Raw genomic sequence first — 15,248 nt, forward strand, 5'->3', positions numbered from 1 at the left:
CAGACGACCGACACCTACTTCGGCACGTCCTTGTACCGGCTCGACACCACCGGCCCCGAGGGCCCCCACCCCCGAGCTACACGTCCCGCCCGAACAGCGGCCCCAGCAGCAGTTCGGCGGCCCCCTCCGCGACCCCCCGCTCCCCGCCGGAGGCGATCCGGACCGGTACCGCCGTGTCGCCGCGGCTCTCGCGGCGGGCGCGGGCGTCCAGGACGGCGGCGACCCCGCGGACGAAGAGGTCGTCGGCGGCCATGACCGTCCGGCCGCCGAGCAGGACCAGGTCGATGTCCAGCAGGGCGACGAGGTTGGCCGCGCCTGCGCCGAGCACCCGGGCCGCCTCCGGCAGATCGCCGCGGGCCACCGCCGCCAGGCACAGCGCCTCGATACAGCCGCGGTCGCCGCAGGTGCAGGGCGGTCCGTCGAGTTGGAGGACCTGGTGGCCGAACTCCCCGGCGCCGGTGCGCGCCCCCCGGTGCACGGTTCCGTCGATGACCAGCCCGGCACCCAGGCCCGTACCGAGGTGGAGGTAGGCGAAGGAGCGGGCGGTGGAACGGGCGGCGAGGCGCAGGGCCGCCGCGTTGGTGTCCTTGTCCACGACGACCGGGACGCCGAGGCGGTCGGTGAGGGCGGCGCGCAGCGGATAGCGGTCCCACTCGGGGAAGCCGGTGACCCGGTGCAGTACGCCCCGGGTGTGGTCGAGCGGGCCGGGCAGGGCGACCCCGGCGCCGACCAGCCCCGGACCGGGCCCCGCCCCCGCCGGGGTCACCTCGCCCACCGCCTCGCCGACCGCCGCGACCACCGCCTCCGCGCCCGCCCCCAGATCGACCGGGCGGGAGGTCTCCTGGACCACGGCCCCGGTGAGGTCGACGAGGACGGCCCGCAGCGCGTCCCGGTCGAGATGGACACCGACCGCGTGCCCGGCGTCGGGGACCAGTCGCAGGACCGTGCGGGGTTTGCCGCCGGTGGAGCGGCGGTGCCCGGCCTCCGTGGCGAGGCCGTCGGCGCGCAGCCGGGCGGTGATCTTACTGACGGCCTGCGGGGTGAGGCCGGTGCGCTCGGCGAGCTTGATGCGGGTCATCCCGTCGAGGCCGGCCTCGCGCAGCAGATCGAGGACGAGGGCGGTGTTGTGGCTGCGCAGGGCGAGGAGGTTGGCGCCCCCGCCGGGTCCTCGTCCGCCACCCGCCCCGCTCGCGGTCACGCTCATTCCGGTCACCGTTCCGCCAGTTCCGCCGTCGTTCACGGCCCCCATTCTCCCCCCTGCTTGCACTTTGGCAACAGCGTTGCCAAAGTGGGCGCCATGACTGGCATGACTGGCATGACTGGTACGCCGCCGCCTGGTACGCCCGGTGCCCTCGGCACCCCCGGAGCCCCCGGAACCCCGCTGCGGGTCGGCCTCGTCGGCTATGGACTCGCGGGGTCCGTCTTCCACGCCCCGCTGATCGCGGCGACCGGGGGCCTGGTCCTGGACACGGTGGTCACCTCCAGCCCGGAGCGGCAGGAGCAGGCCCGCACCGCGTTCCCGGACGTCCGGACCCTCGGTACCGTGGACGAACTCTTCGGCCGCGCGGACGAGCTGGACCTGATCGTGCTGGCCTCGCCGAACCGCACCCATGTGCCGCTGGCCACCGCCGCCCTCAAGGCGGGCCTCCCGGTGGTCGTGGACAAGCCGATCGCCGCGACGGCGGCCGAGGCGCGCGAGCTGGCCGCCCTCGCCGACGACCGCGGACTCCTGCTCTCCGTCTTCCAGAACCGGCGCTGGGACAACGACTTCCTCACCCTGCGAGGGCTCCTCGCGAACGGCGAGCTGGGCGAGATCCAGCGCTTCGAGTCCCGCTTCGAGCGCTGGCGGCCCCAGCTGAAGGGCGGCTGGCGGGAGTCCGGCGACCCGGCGGAGATCGGCGGTCTGCTCTACGACCTCGGCAGCCATGTCGTCGACCAGGCCCTCGTCCTCTTCGGCCCGGTCGCGACGGTGTACGCCGAGTCGGACGTCCGGCGGCCCGGCGCCCGTACCGACGACGACACCTTCCTCGCCCTGACCCACACCAGCGGCGTCCGCTCCCACCTCTATGTCTCGGCCACGACCGCCCAGCTCGGCCCGCGCTTCCGGGTGCTGGGGTCGAAGGCGGGCTATGTGAAGTACGGCCTCGATCCACAGGAGGCGGAGCTGCGGGAGGGCCGCCGCCCCGGCGCCGACGGGCCCTGGGGGACGGAGCCGGAGGAGCTGTGGGGCCGGGTCGGCTCCGGCGAGTCCCCGCTGACCGGCGGCGGCCGTCCCGAGCCCACCGTCCCGGGCGACTACCCCGCGTACTACGCCGGTGTGGCCGCCGCCCTGCGCGACGGCGGTCCGCCGCCGGTGACCGCGCTGGAGGCCGCCGCCGCCCTCGATGTCCTGGAGGCGGCCCGCCGTTCGGCCCGCGACGGATCGGCGGTGGCCCTGTGAGCCCCACCCCGCGCATCACGCCCGAGCTGACCCCCGGCCTGCCGGAACTGGAGGCGCAGGAACGGCGCCTGGTCTTCCGTACGTTCACCCATGACGACGCCTGGGCGCTGGGTTCGCTGCTGGTGGAGATGGCCCGGGAGCGGCAGGCGCCGGTCGCCGTCGACATCCACCGGGCCGGTCAGCAGCTCTTCCACGCCGCGCTGCCGGGCTCGGCCCCGGACAACGACGCCTGGATCGCCCGCAAACGGCGGGTGGTGGAGCGGTACGGTTCGGCGTCGTACCTGGTGGGGGCGCGATGCCGGGCCAGGGGCACCACGTTCGAGGAGTCGTCCCGCCTGGACCCGGACCGGTACGCGGCCCATGGCGGCTCCTTCCCGATCACGGTGGCGGAGGTCGGGGTGATCGGCGCGGTGACGGTGTCGGGCCTGCCGCAACTGGAGGACCACCGTTTCGTGGTGGAGGCCCTGGAACGCTTTCTGGGCGACACTCTCTGACCCGACCTGCGGCGACACCCTCTGATCGGTCCTATGCGGATTTGTACGGGACCCGTACGGAACCTGCTCGGAATCTGTGCGGACCTGTACGGCGGACACCGCCCCGCCCCCGGAATGATCCGGACCATCTCTCCGGTTGACCCTCACAGCACCGAGGCGGCCAACCGGAGGGATCGGAACAGATGAGCGACAAGACGGCGGACGACCTCAAGCAGCGGCTCGGACGGTACGGCATATGGAGCGGCGCCTTCCGCGCGGAGGGCGCCACCCAGCGGACCGAACTGGACGAGTCGGCCGCCGAACTGGAGGAACTCGGCTTCGGCGCCCTCTGGCTGGGCGGCAACACCTCCCTCGACCTCGCGGCCCCGCTGATCGGCGCGACCCGCACCCTCGCCGTCGGCACCAGCGTCCAGAACATCTGGCTGGACGGCCCCGCCGAGACCGCCGCCGCCTTCGCCTCGCTGGAGGCCACCCACCCCGGCCGCTTCCTGCTGGGCCTCGGTGTCGGCCACGCCGGGCTGGTGGAGCAGTACCGCCGCCCCTACTCCGCCCTGGTCACCTATCTGGACGGCCTGGACTCGGACGGCTTCCCCACCGGACGCCGACTGCTCGCGGCCCTGGGCCCGAAGACGCTCCGGCTGGCCGGGGAGCGGGCGGCGGGCGCGATCCCGTACCTGGTCACCCCGGACCACACGGCGTACGCCCGGGACATCCTGGGCCCCGAACCCCTGCTGGCCCCCGAGGTGGGCGTCATCCTCAGCGCGGACCCGGCCGAGGCACGGGCCCTGGCCAGAGCCCAGCTGGAGCCCTACCTGACACTCCCCAACTACACCAACAACTTCCTCCGCCACGGTTTCACGGAGGACGACCTGACGGACGGCGGCAGCGACCGCCTCATCGACGCGCTCTTCGCCTGGGGCGACGAGACCCGCATCCACACCCGCCTCGAAACCTTCCACAAGGCAGGCGCGGACCATGTGGCCGTCCAGGTCTTCCCCCGGACGACGGACACCGCGCTACCGAGGCAGGCATGGCGGGAGCTGGCAACGCTGGTGGCGTAAAGGCTTTTAGGGGCGCTGGGGGTACCCCCTCTGGGGGAGGAACTGCGCGACCAGCCACAACGCACCCGCACCCACCCACCCCCCTCCCCCGGCGGAGCCCTACGCGTCGGCGAAAACCTGCCGCTGCCTCCCCAACCCCCCGACCTCCAGCTCCACCACATCCCCACCCCGCAGATACGGCTTGGGGTCGGGCCGCCCCAACGCCACCCCCGCGGGCGTCCCCGTATTGATCACATCCCCGGGATACAGCGTCATGAAGTGACTGAGATACCGCACGACCTCCGCGACCGGAAAGATCTGCTCCGCCGTCGTCCCGTCCTGCTGCAACTCCCCGTTGACCCAGAGCCGCAGATCGAGCGCCTGCGGATCCGGCACCTCGTCCGCGGTCACCAGCCACGGCCCGAGCGGGTTGAACGTCTCGCAGTTCTTGCCCTTGTCCCAGGTGCCGCCGCGCTCGATCTGGAACTCCCGCTCGGACACATCGTGCGCCACCGCGTACCCGGCGACATGGGTGAGCGCCTCCTCCGCGGACTCCAGATAGCGGGCCGTACGTCCGATGACCACGGCCAGTTCGACCTCCCAGTCGGTCTTCACCGACCGGCGCGGCACCAGCACGGTGTCATAGGGACCGACCACCGTGTCCGGCGCCTTGAAGAACAGCACCGGCTCGGTCGGCGGCTGGGCGCCGGTCTCCCGGGCATGGTCGTGGTAGTTCAGCCCGATGCACACGATCTTGCCGATCCGGCCCAGCGGCGGCCCGATCCGCAGCCCCTCCGGGTCCAGTACCGGCAGGTCACCGGCGTCGGCGGCGGCCCGGACCCGGTCGAGCGCGGCCTCGTCCGCGAGCAGTGTCCCATCGATGTCCGGCACCAGCGCCGACAGATCCCGCAGCACTCCCCCGGTGTCGAGCAGCGCGGGCCGCTCCGCCCCGGCCGTACCGACTCGCAGCAGCTTCATGGTTCTGTCTCCCTCGATCGCGGCATCCGCCGATGTGTGCGGTCATCGGAGGACTGGTCGATCCTCCAAGCTCAAGGTCCCCTCCCGCAATACCCGGTTCACCCAGTGGACCGGGCGGCGCCCGGACCCGGGGTGAGCCCGCGTCAGCGGTACAGCACCGCGCGCTCGACCGCGGTCCAGGTCGTACTGGTGACGACATACAGCGCGGCGGCGAGCGGCACCACGGCGACGGTGACCAGGGTGAAGAAGGACAGGAACGGCATCACCTTGGTCATCGCGGCCAGCCCCGGCAGCGGCTGGTCCCCCGCGCCGAGGGCGAGGGCGCCGCCCGGCTGCTGGGCGGCCATCATCCGCTTGGTCAGGGTGTAGCTGAAGGTGGCGACCCCGGCGACGAGGACGAACAGCCCGACGTACACCAGCCCGGCCGCGCCGAACGGGCCGCCCTCGGAGAGCGCGTCCAGCCAGCGGTCGCCGAGCGGGGCGGCGCCGAGCCGGTGGCCGAGGAGTTCATTGGTCCGGCCGCCGATGGTGGGGCTGGAGAAGAGGTAGTAGAGGAGGAAGAAGGCGGGCAGCTGGAACAGCCCCGGCAGACAGCCGGCCAGCGGGGAGACCTTTTCCTTGGCGTGCAGTTCCATGACGGCCCGCTGGAGCCGCTCGGGGTTGCGGCGGTGCTTCTTGCGCAGCTCGGCGATCTTCGGCTGGAGCCGCTGCCGCGCCTTCTGGCCGCGCGCGGAGGCCCGGGACAGCGGCAGCACCAGCAGCCGTACGGCCATGGTGAACAGGACGATGGCCGCCGCCGCGGCGGAGGCGGCGAAGAGGGGGTGCAGCAGGTCGGTGAGGCGTTCGACCAGGGTGGCGAAGACGGACATGGGTGAGCCCTCCGGGGGTCTCGTCGTGCCGGAAGTGCCTCTGCCTCGTGGGCAGGGCGGATGGACGGCATGACGACCCGCGCGGGGTCACCGGAAGGGAAGGGGGTGAGAGAGGGGTGCCCTACGCGACGGTCGCCGGGAGGGCGTGCCCGGGTGCTCTGGGGCGCGTTCTGCCCCGGGCGTCGGGATCGCGCTGGGGCAGAAACGCCGTACGGCGTCTGCGGTCCCGGATCGCCGTACGCACCCGGGTCGGCGGTACGGCGGGCGCGGAGCGGGAGCCGAGGAGGGCGCACAGCATGAGCGCGGACCCGGCGGCGGCGGTCGCGGCGAGCGCGACGGTGGCGTAGAGCCCGCCCGCGTCGAGCGGGGCGAACTGGAGGAGGGGCAGGAGGGGCAGGAGGAGAGCGAGCAGCGCGAGGGTGGCGGAGCCGTGGGGGAGCCGCGTACGCGGGCCGGACCGCGTGTAACCATCACCACGGAAGCCGCCGCGAAGGCCGCCGACGGCCGCCGTACCGATCATCACCGCCCCCACAACTCCCCCTCCCCCCTCCCTCTCCTGCTGGTCAGTCGGTCTCGATCGGCGCCAGGAGCCGCTTGGGCTTGAGGAGCGCACGACCCACCGGGTCCGCCGGATCCGGGTCGAGACCCGGGCCGGGCACCATCTCAACGTCCGGCACCGGCACGATCGTTCCACAGGTGGCGCATTCGCCGTAGGAACCGATCTCGGTGCCGCAGACCGCGTGCCGGAAGCGGCGCAGGGTCTGCTGGTCGTAGTGGTCGGTGGCCCAGCGGCCGAGCGAGCGGACGACCGGCCACAGGGCGATACCGCGCTCGGTGAGGACGTACTCGTCGCGCGGCGGTGACTCCTGGTACCGGCGCTTCTCCAGGATGCCCTCGGTGGTGAGGGTCTGGAGCCGGGCGGCGAGCACCGCGCGCGGGATGCCGAGATGGACGAGGAAGTCGTTGTAGCGCCGGACGCCGTAGAGGGCGTCGCGGATCACCAGGAGGGTCCAGCGCTCGCCGACCACCTCCAGGGCGCGGGCGATCGAGCACTGCTGGGTGGCGTAGTCCTTGCCGAGAGCCATGGCATCCACTGTAATCAATTTTCCCGTTGTTGGTTCAATGAATGAACCTAGCGATGCTACGGTGCCGTCATGGATAGGTTCAGTGAACGAACCCTAGAGGTCGAAGCGGGGTCGGGGCCGAAGGCCGGGACCAAGGCCGGGACGAAGGCCGGGATCAAGGCCGGGACCAAGGCCACGGCACCCGCACCGGTGTCGGCAGCGGTGTCGGCAGCGGCACCCGAGGCACCCGAGGCACCCGAGGCACCCGAGGCACCCGAGGCACCCGAGGCACCCGAGGCACCCGAGGCACCCGAGGCACCCGAGGCACCCGCCCCCAACCCCCGAGCCACACTCGCCGTCACCAGCGCCGCCACCGCCCTGGCGCTGATGACCTACATCGCACCGATGGTGACCCTCGCCGACACCGCCGCCGCGCTGCACACCGCGCCCACCGCACAGGCATGGCTCCTCAACGGCACCCCGCTCGGACTGGCGGCGCTGCTCCTGGTCTCCGGCACCCTCGCCGACGACTACGGCCGCCGCCGGATCTTCCTGCTCGGCACCCTCGCCCTAGGTCTGACCACGGCGCTCGGCGCGCTCACCACCACGACCTGGCAGTTCACCCTGGCTCGGGTGGCCCAGGGCGCGGCGAGCGCGGCACTGCTGGCCAGTGCGCTGGGCCTGATCGTGCACGCGTTTCCGGACGCGCGGGGCCGGGTACGGGCGACCGGCGTCTGGGGCGCGTTCGTGAGCGGCGGTATCGCGGTGGGCCCCCTGCTGAGCGGCGCGCTGCCCGGCTGGCGCTGGGTGTACGTGCTGCTGGGCGCGGCGGCGCTGGTGGTGACGGCAGTGGGGTTCCGTACGCTCACGGAGTCCCGTTCGCCGAGGGGGGCGCGGCCGGATCTGCTGGGGGCGGTCACCTTCGGACTGGCGCTGGTGGCGCTGGTCGCGGCGCTGACCCTGGGCCGGGACGGCTGGCTGCGGGCGCCGGTGGGGTGGCTGCTGCTGGCGGCGGTGATACTCGTCGGGCTCTTCGGCGGGGTGGAGCGCCGGGTGAAGGCCCCGATGATCGACCTCTCACTCCTCCGCAGGCCGAGCTTCCTGGCGTCGTCGGCGGGTGGGCTGTTCATGGGGCTGGCGGTGATCGGGCTGTTCAGTTTCCTGCCGACGGTGCTGCAACGCTCGCTGGGTCTGGCTCCGCTGGCCACAGCGTGGCTGTTCCTGGTCTGGTCCGGCCTGTCGTTCGCGGTCGCCCTCCAGGCGAGGCGGCTGAACGGCCGGGTGCCGCCCCGCCATCAACTCACCCTGGGCTTCGCCCTGCACCTGGTCGGCGTCCTGACCATGCTGGGCGCGATCGACGCGGGCTCCTGGCCCCGGCTGCTGCCCGGTCTGATCCTGGGCGGCATCGGCAGCGGTCTGCTCAACGCGGCGCTCCCGCTGCTGGCGGTGGAGTCGGTCCCGGCGACGCGCGCGGCGATGGGCTCGGGGGCGCAGCAGACGTTCCGCTATGTCGGTTCCTGCGCGGGCGTGGCCCTGACGATCGCGCTGGCGACGACGCCGGGCGGCGGCACGGACCTCGCGCTGCTGGTGTCGGCGGGGCTGGCGGGGTTGGGGGCGGTGGGGGTGGCGCTGGCGAAGTGAGGGGGGTGATGTGGGGTGGGGTGAGGTGGGGTGGGGGCGGCTCGTGGGGGGCCGGGGGCCGTGAGGGCGTGGGGCCCGGGGGCCACGAGGGCGTGAGGCCCGTGGGGCCCGGGGGCCATGAGAGCGTGAGGCCCGTGGGGCCCGGGGGCCATGAGAGCGCGAGACTCATTGGGGCCCGGGGCCATGAGAGCGCGAGACTCATTGGGGCCCCTGGGCCCTCGGGAGAGAGTGGGGCGGCCCGGAATGCCCAATGGGTCGGATCCCGGCCCTTGGCCACCCCGCTGTCACCCCTCGGCAGTACGGTGTCCCCCATGCGCCCCGACACGCCTGCCGAAAACGTCGACCACCCCGCCGAGGCGGCCCGCCTGGAGCGAACCGCCGGCCTGTACCCGGAGGACGCGGAGGCCCTGCTGCTGCGGGCCGCCGCCCACCGCGAACTGTCCGGCGACCGCCCCGCCGCGACCACGCTCTACGACCGCCTGCTCACCTCCGATCTCACGCTGGACAGCCCGCACCTGATCCGCGCGCTGAAGGCGTCGAACCTGTGGGAGTACGGGCATGAGGCGGAGGCCAGGGCGATCATCGAGGGCCTGCGGGCGGCGGCGCCGAGGGACCCGGCGGCCTGGGTGATCGTGGCCGAGTCCCTGGAGTCGCACGACGAGTTGGAGGCGGCGCAGGACACCTTCACCCAGGGCGCGCGGCTGCTGATCGGCGCCGCGGAGACGCCTCCGGCGGCGGCGCACCCGCTGCTCTTCGGCCGGCACCGGGTGCGGCGGATGCTGGGTCTGACGCACGACGACTGGGACACCCTGGCGGACACCCTGCACTCGATGCCGATCTCCCTGGACGAACTGCACGACCCGAAGCGGGTGTGGTCCCTGGGTTCGGACAACCCGGCGGAGTTGGAGGCCGAGATCAGCCGCCTCCGCGCGGAACTGGGCGCGTACCGGGAGGCCCTGTCCCGCCCGTACCCTGTGGCGGTCCTGCACTGGCCGGCCTCCGAACTGACGGAACTCCTGACCGCGTACCCGGCGCTGGCGGCGGAGTACCCGTCCCACGAGGAGCACCTCGCGACCATAGAGTCCGACCTGCGCGAACTGTCCGCCTCCGGCACACCGAACCTGGGCATCGTCACGGGCACGGTCCCCTCCTACGAGGCGTTCGCCGCCTCCGAGTCCACGTCCCCGTCCGACCCGTCCCTCCTCCCCCAGTACGCGACGACGCTCGCGGCGCGGGGGCGGGCGGTGGGGTGGCCTCCGGAGGTGGGGGTGGGGTGTTGGTGTGGGCCTGGGAGGAGTTATGGGGAGTGTCATGGGGCCACCGCTCACTGACGGCGGATCTTTCAAGGCTGGGTACGCCCTGCCCCCAGAGCCGCCCGCTAGGGCCTCGAATCACCACCGGATAACTCCGCAGACAGGAAGCGCAGTTGCTCCCCTTCGAAGACGACATCCAGGCCGCCGTCCGCATCGCCCAGCAGGGTCCGGCCGAGGATGATTCCGAGCTCTTCACGGTCCGTGACAAGATCCGCTCCATGGACCCGTCAGGAAGACGGTTCGCTGCTGTCCTTCGCAACACGATCGACCAGTTGCTCAATGGCGAGGTCACGGGTCGCTATGACTGGGAGGAACTGTTCAAGACGGAGAAGACCCATGCGGGAACTCTCGTAGAGATCAATCTCCAGCGGGAGTTCACCTTCGACGACGGTCTCACCATGGACTACCGGATCGCCGGCATCGAGGTGGACTGCAAGTACTCTCAGCGCTTCGGCGGCTGGATGATCCCTCCGGAAGCCATCGGTCATCTCTGTCTGCTCGCATGGGCTGACGACTACCAGAGTCGCTGGAGCGCAGGGCTGGTACGCATTCGCCGCGGCATACTGAACCAGGGAAACAACCGCGATCTCAAGCTCACCATCAAAGCTGAGCACCGGAACAAGATTTCCTGGCTCTGGCAGGATGCGCCGCTGCCGAGAAATATTCTGCTGCACATGGACCCGGCCGACCGCACTGCCGTATTCACCCAGCCGTCCGGGCAGCAGCGCCTCAACGAGCTGTTCCGGCGGGTGCAGCAGCAGCGCATCGGAAGGAATGCCGTGCGCACGGTTGCCCAGCAGAAGGACTACATGAAGCGGGTGCGGGGCAACGGCGGGTCCCGGTCGAATCTCAGGCCCCAGGGAATACTCATCATCGGCGACTACGAAAGCCACCGCAGAGTGGCGCGGGCGCTGAACGTGCCGGTGCCGGAGGAGGGGGAATTCGTCAGCGTCCGCGTAGTACGCGCTGGGGCGCGTCACGCTGCCGTGCCTCAGGTGGAACTTGACGGCCAGCGGTGGGCCGTGGCGGAGGAGACCGACCCGCCGGAAACAGGCCCACAGTTGCCCCGCACTCAGGCAGCAGCCTAGCCACTCCGCCGCCAGCCGATTCACCAGCTTGGATAACACTTTATGCCCCTGACGACCGAGCAGCAGGATCTGATCGAGGGCCACCTCACGGACGCTGAAGCGATCAGCGCCGTGGTTCTCGGGTTCTGCTGGAGTGACTCCGCACTCGCCAGTGCAGCGGATATCAATCTGCATGCTGGAGAAACCCTCGACCAAGCGGCTCACAGGCATGGCTTGGGCTGGAATCCGACCTGGCTTACGGACGCCGGATTTACTCCGTATGACGCCAATGGAACGGAAATTACTGCCGCTGCCGCCGCCGCAGGCCCAATGCACTGGACGCCATCTATAAGAACCTTCCGCTTTGATGACAAGGTTCCCGATACGGCGGCAGGACATAAACTGCGGCGAAGAGTTTCGGCGGAACTCGCGGTGCTCGCGTTGTGGCAGCAAGCTACGGCAAGCCGGGGTATCGTCCTGGAAAGACCAGCCATTCTGAGCCCCAACACCAGGGGAGCCCGGTTCCGGGATTTCTTGATCTACTTTCTTCAGCGCAGCCTTCCTGATGGATGGAAGGTCCGGCATGAAGTCCCCCTCACCCATATCCGGGGGCTCCATATGCGCAGGGACGTCGGGCGCAGGAAGAGCGACATCCTCATCATTGATGAAGGCGACCGCCTGATCGCTGCGCTCTCCTCCAAGTGGTCCTGGCGCTCGGACCGGGGAACCGAGGCCGCTCAGATGGTGCCCCTGACCCGTTACCGCCCTGATGTCCCGTACGCGCTTGCCACTGCCGAGTTCCCCCGTGCTGGGAGCGTGGCACAGGAAAGCGTGGAGGACCGCACCTACCATCTGTGCCCGACGTGGGTGGGGGCATGGGCACTGGTCAATGAACTCCCGCCAGGAGCCTCTCCCAAGGACCAGTGGCCTGATCTGGCATCTCTCCGCCGTGACGGTGTAGTGCGAGCGCGGGCCATGACTCTGAACGGCCTCGATAAACTGGTCGAGGATCTGCACACCAGTGGCGACATCCTATGAGCGAGGACAAGGAAGTGGCGGGTGCGGCGGATGCCGGGTGGCAGCCGCCGACCGGTTCCTGGGCGTCCTCCGCCGCCCGTCGGCGGAATATGCAGGCCATCAGAAACCGCGATACCAAACCGGAGTGGCTTATCCGGCGGCTCGTTCATGCTCAGGGCCTCCGCTACCGGGTCGCGGCCAAGCCCCTGCCTGGCCTTCGCCGCACGGCCGACATGGTGTTCCGTCCGGCGAAGGTCGCCGTCTTCATCGATGGCTGCTACTGGCATGGATGCCCGGAGCACTATGTCCCGCCCAGGACAAACTCGGGCTACTGGTCCGAGAAGGTCACCCGGAATGTCGCCCGCGATCGGGACACCGACCAGCGCCTCATCGAGGCTGGTTGGACGGTGCTCCGGTTCTGGGAACACGAGCCGTCCGAGGACTGTGCAGCACGCATTGCGGCCGAGGTGGAGAAGCAGCGCGGGGCCCTTCAGAAGGAGGAGCCGGGACGCTGATCACTTCCCGTTCTGATCCCGCTCCCGCGCTGCCCGGAGTACGTCGATGATCGATTCACCGACTGCCCTGGCAACAGGTGGCGGGAAAGCATTGCCGACCTGGCGGTACTGGGCCGTCTTCCCGCCCGAGAATTGCCAGTCATCAGGAAATCCCTGAATCGTAGCTGCCTGCCGCACAGTGAGCATCGGCCCGTCAGGGCCGAACAGGTCACGATCCTCGGTCTTCTTCTCTACGCAGGTATCGATGTCGTTGGCGACACCCATCCCTGAAATCCCCAGCTGCTTCCATGCGGTCTTCGCCCGGCTGGGACCTAGATCCGCACCGCCATGCTTCTTCGATCCGCCAACGAGCGTGGGTGCAATGCCTCCGCCCTTGCTCTTGAGTTCAGCGTCACGGTCGCGTGCCGTCGTCCGCCAGCGCTCGAAGGCTGCCTGCGCCCGCTTGGCGAGCTTGCCTTCCGAGTACCGCTGGAACCGCTCACGCATGGACGGCTCCAGGGCCTCGGCAACGCTTACCGGGTCCTCATGCGTCGCCGTGGGCCACTCATACTTGAGGTCCTCAAGAATGTCCTTACGGAACGCCACAAGAATGGCACGGGGCCGTAGCTGCGGAACTCCGAAGTCACTCGCCTCAAGGACCCCCCACCGGGCGACTTTGTAGCCAAGGCCCTCGTCGAAGACCTTCTGACCGTCTTCCGCCACATACCAACCGCTCTGGAGCCTCGCCTCGATCCAGTCGCGGTAGTCCGAGAACTTCGGGTCCATGATCCCGCGGACGTTCTCGATCATCACCGCTCGCGGTGTGAGCTTCTCGACCAGTGCCAGCATGTTGGGAAAGAGATCCCGCTCGTCGGCCTTGCCCAGCTGCTTGCCTGCATGTGAGAAGGGGGGACATGGCACGCCGCCCGCCAGGAGGTCAAGCCAGTCCCGCTGCCTCAGCAGCCCGGCGCCCTTCCTGGCTTCCCGGTCGGGATCGAAGTCCCTGACATCCATCGGTTGAATCGGGTCGCAGTACCTGACCTCGGAGCCCCAGAGCTTGCGCACCTCGATGTTCTGCCGAAGCGTCTCAGCAGCGTGCGGGTCGACCTCAACGAGTGCCACGTGACGGAAGCCGGCCTGATGCAGGCCGATCGCCTGTCCCCCGGCGCCAGCGCAGATCTCGATCGATGTGAACTCAGGCTCCTCCGCCTCGCTGGCGCCCTCAGTTTCCTTGATGCGGGTCATTGCCCCCTCCTTGCAGCCGAACCGTGGCAGACTCATTCAGCAATCCACCATCACTGAGGGTGACAGACCCCACTGACAACGACCTGCCAAGTGTGCAGCACGCACCCCAGTTCACTGCACACGCCTCCGACACGCCGAACATACGTACGATATTGCATATGCGGATTCCTATCTGGACTGAAGACGAGTTGGTGCTGGCCGGAGCCTTGGTCGTGAAGAACGGCTGGCGCGAGCTTCGCGAGGGGGATCCGGAGGTCCAAGAGCTGTCCGAACTCCTTCGCTCGCTGCCGATCCACAGCCCGGAGGCACGCTCGCAGCCCAAGTTCCGGTCCACCGGCAGCGTCAGCCGCAAGACGACGGACTTTGCGACAAACCACAGCGGGCACTCCGGCGGGGCCACTCGGTGCGGCGAGCCCACACTCCTGATGATCAAGGCTTTCACCGAGCGCGAAGCAGAAATGCTCCAGGCCGCCCAGGCCATCGAAGAGGGCATCAGCTCCGGGGAGCTTCACCTGCTCGCCCCGCAGCCCGACGAAGTCGATGCCTCCGGCGCCACAGCCATCGAGGGCCGTCTCCTGGTCCGCCGGGCACTGGCCCGGGAAAGGGACCCGAAGCTGCGCGCACGAAAAATCAAGCAGGTGCTGGCCAGTGGACAGCCCCTTCGGTGCGAGGTCTGCGACTTCGATTTCGCCCGCACCTACGGCGCAGATCTGGGCGAGGGGTACATCGAAGTGCACCATGTCACGCCCCTCCACGTCGCCGGGATCAGGGAAACCCGCCTCGACGACCTCGCCTGCCTGTGCGCCAACTGCCATCGCATGTGCCACAGAAGCCTTCCGGGGGAATCCTGGCGTACGCCGTCCTCCCTTCGGCAGCGCTTGAGCGGGCCGGCCTGAGCAGCCGCCCACGTCACCAGCTCCCAGGCGGCCCCTCGTCGTTCCGGCACCGCGCACACCCACACGGCGGCCACCGATGCGCATCCAGCAGCGTCAGCGGGCCAGGCCCCGCCCGATAAGTACGCCGCCGGGTCCGCCCCACCCGTTCACCATTCGCCCGCACCCGATACGTCTCGATCGTCATCCGCGAGGTCCCCGCCGCGGGCGGCGTCCCGGCGTTCACCGCGCGCCCTCGCCGTCCGGCCGGTGGCAGGGGCACGCGCAGCGCGGGTCGCCGCCCTGCTGGATGGCCTCGGGGTCGCTGTACTGCCACGTATGGCAGCCCGGATGACCGACGTACAGCGTGCACGCCTCGTCTCTCGGGGTCGGGCCGGACATCGCGTTGCAGTCGGGCACGATCCGGAAGGCGTCGGGGCGGTGGCCGTCCGCCCACTGCGCCCACACCTCGCCCTCGCTCGGGTCGTCCAACTCCCAGACCAGGTCGTGGTGGTGGCCGGCGGGGTGCTGCGCGAGGTGGCAGCGCAGCAGGGGCCGTACGTTGGTTGGGTCGCTGGAGTCCTGGATCGACGCGAACATGATGGCGATGAGATCGACCGGCATCATCGCCATGGCGCCGCAGATCCGGGGTCGGCGCCGGGGTTGTTTGATCAGCGAGACCACACCACACCCCCTACTCGGGTGGCTACCTCG

Annotated in this window: 16 protein-coding genes; 9 read left to right on the forward strand and 7 right to left on the reverse strand. The window is 70.3% G+C overall.

Going from position 1 to position 15,248, the window contains the following annotated elements; all coding sequences use genetic code 11:
* Window positions 1-76: 76 nt before the first annotated feature.
* Window positions 77-1,204, reverse strand: a complete 1,128-nt coding sequence (locus tag ABZX40_RS22915) for an ROK family transcriptional regulator (protein WP_355738716.1) — start codon at window positions 1,202-1,204, stop codon at window positions 77-79.
* A gap of 111 nt (window positions 1,205-1,315) precedes the next feature.
* On the opposite strand from ABZX40_RS22915, the gene ABZX40_RS22920 reads away from it, so the two are divergent.
* The 3 genes from ABZX40_RS22920 (at window position 1,316) to ABZX40_RS22930 (ending at window position 3,995) form a co-directional block, all read left to right on the forward strand.
* Entirely contained in the window at window positions 1,316-2,440 is a 1,125-nt protein-coding gene (locus ABZX40_RS22920; RefSeq protein WP_355738870.1) for a Gfo/Idh/MocA family oxidoreductase, read from the forward strand.
* On the forward strand, window positions 2,437-2,934 hold the full coding sequence (locus ABZX40_RS22925; protein ID WP_355738713.1) for a heme-degrading domain-containing protein: 498 nt from the start codon (window positions 2,437-2,439) through the stop codon (window positions 2,932-2,934). Before ABZX40_RS22920 ends, ABZX40_RS22925 begins: the two co-directional genes overlap by 4 nt.
* Window positions 2,935-3,116: 182 nt before the next feature.
* Entirely contained in the window at window positions 3,117-3,995 is an 879-nt protein-coding gene (locus ABZX40_RS22930) for an LLM class F420-dependent oxidoreductase (RefSeq protein WP_355738711.1), read from the forward strand.
* A gap of 99 nt (window positions 3,996-4,094) precedes the next feature.
* Here ABZX40_RS22930 and ABZX40_RS22935 read toward each other — a convergent pair whose 3' ends face one another.
* From ABZX40_RS22935 to ABZX40_RS22950, 4 genes are all read right to left on the reverse strand, one after another.
* Window positions 4,095-4,952: a fumarylacetoacetate hydrolase family protein gene (locus ABZX40_RS22935; RefSeq protein ID WP_355738708.1), complete on the reverse strand. Its 858-nt coding sequence runs from the start codon at window positions 4,950-4,952 to the stop codon at window positions 4,095-4,097.
* Window positions 4,953-5,095: 143 nt separating this feature from the next.
* Complete coding sequence (locus tag ABZX40_RS22940; protein ID WP_355738705.1) at window positions 5,096-5,821, reverse strand: YidC/Oxa1 family membrane protein insertase; 726 nt, start codon at window positions 5,819-5,821, stop codon at window positions 5,096-5,098.
* Window positions 5,822-5,942: 121 nt separating this feature from the next.
* A complete protein-coding gene (locus ABZX40_RS22945; RefSeq protein WP_355738867.1) occupies window positions 5,943-6,341 on the reverse strand; it encodes a DUF6412 domain-containing protein in 399 nt (132 codons plus the stop codon).
* A 43-nt stretch (window positions 6,342-6,384) separates the two neighbouring features.
* Entirely contained in the window at window positions 6,385-6,906 is a 522-nt protein-coding gene (locus tag ABZX40_RS22950) for a helix-turn-helix domain-containing protein (protein WP_355738703.1), read from the reverse strand.
* Window positions 6,907-6,975: 69 nt separating this feature from the next.
* On the opposite strand from ABZX40_RS22950, the gene ABZX40_RS22955 reads away from it, so the two are divergent.
* The 5 genes from ABZX40_RS22955 to ABZX40_RS22975 all read left to right on the forward strand — a co-directional run bounded on the left by ABZX40_RS22955 (window position 6,976) and on the right by ABZX40_RS22975 (window position 12,438).
* Window positions 6,976-8,526 (forward strand): MFS transporter, encoded by a 1,551-nt coding sequence (locus tag ABZX40_RS22955; RefSeq protein ID WP_355738700.1) that lies wholly within the window; start codon window positions 6,976-6,978, stop codon window positions 8,524-8,526.
* Between the two features lie 311 nt (window positions 8,527-8,837).
* Window positions 8,838-9,857: a hypothetical protein gene (locus ABZX40_RS22960; protein ID WP_355738697.1), complete on the forward strand. Its 1,020-nt coding sequence runs from the start codon at window positions 8,838-8,840 to the stop codon at window positions 9,855-9,857.
* 95 nt (window positions 9,858-9,952) lie between these two features.
* Window positions 9,953-10,927: a NaeI family type II restriction endonuclease gene (locus ABZX40_RS22965; protein WP_355738694.1), complete on the forward strand. Its 975-nt coding sequence runs from the start codon at window positions 9,953-9,955 to the stop codon at window positions 10,925-10,927.
* 42 nt (window positions 10,928-10,969) lie between these two features.
* Entirely contained in the window at window positions 10,970-11,944 is a 975-nt protein-coding gene (locus tag ABZX40_RS22970; RefSeq protein ID WP_355738691.1) for a hypothetical protein, read from the forward strand.
* Window positions 11,941-12,438: a very short patch repair endonuclease gene (locus ABZX40_RS22975; protein WP_355738688.1), complete on the forward strand. Its 498-nt coding sequence runs from the start codon at window positions 11,941-11,943 to the stop codon at window positions 12,436-12,438. The genes ABZX40_RS22970 and ABZX40_RS22975 overlap by 4 nt, the downstream gene beginning before the upstream one ends.
* Here the strand turns inward: ABZX40_RS22975 and dcm are convergent, their stop codons facing one another.
* Window positions 12,439-13,662: a DNA (cytosine-5-)-methyltransferase gene (dcm, locus tag ABZX40_RS22980; protein WP_355738685.1), complete on the reverse strand. Its 1,224-nt coding sequence runs from the start codon at window positions 13,660-13,662 to the stop codon at window positions 12,439-12,441. It abuts the gene before it with no gap.
* A 158-nt stretch (window positions 13,663-13,820) separates the two neighbouring features.
* Between dcm and ABZX40_RS22985 the strand changes: the two genes are divergently transcribed.
* Window positions 13,821-14,558, forward strand: a complete 738-nt coding sequence (locus ABZX40_RS22985) for an HNH endonuclease (protein ID WP_355738683.1) — start codon at window positions 13,821-13,823, stop codon at window positions 14,556-14,558.
* A 219-nt stretch (window positions 14,559-14,777) separates the two neighbouring features.
* On the opposite strand, the gene ABZX40_RS22990 is transcribed toward ABZX40_RS22985, so the two are convergent.
* On the reverse strand, window positions 14,778-15,218 hold the full coding sequence (locus tag ABZX40_RS22990; RefSeq protein WP_355738680.1) for a hypothetical protein: 441 nt from the start codon (window positions 15,216-15,218) through the stop codon (window positions 14,778-14,780).
* Between the last annotated feature and the right edge of the window lie 30 nt (window positions 15,219-15,248).

Source organism: Streptomyces sp. NPDC004610, assembly GCF_040609715.1.
GTDB lineage: Bacteria > Actinomycetota > Actinomycetes > Streptomycetales > Streptomycetaceae > Streptomyces.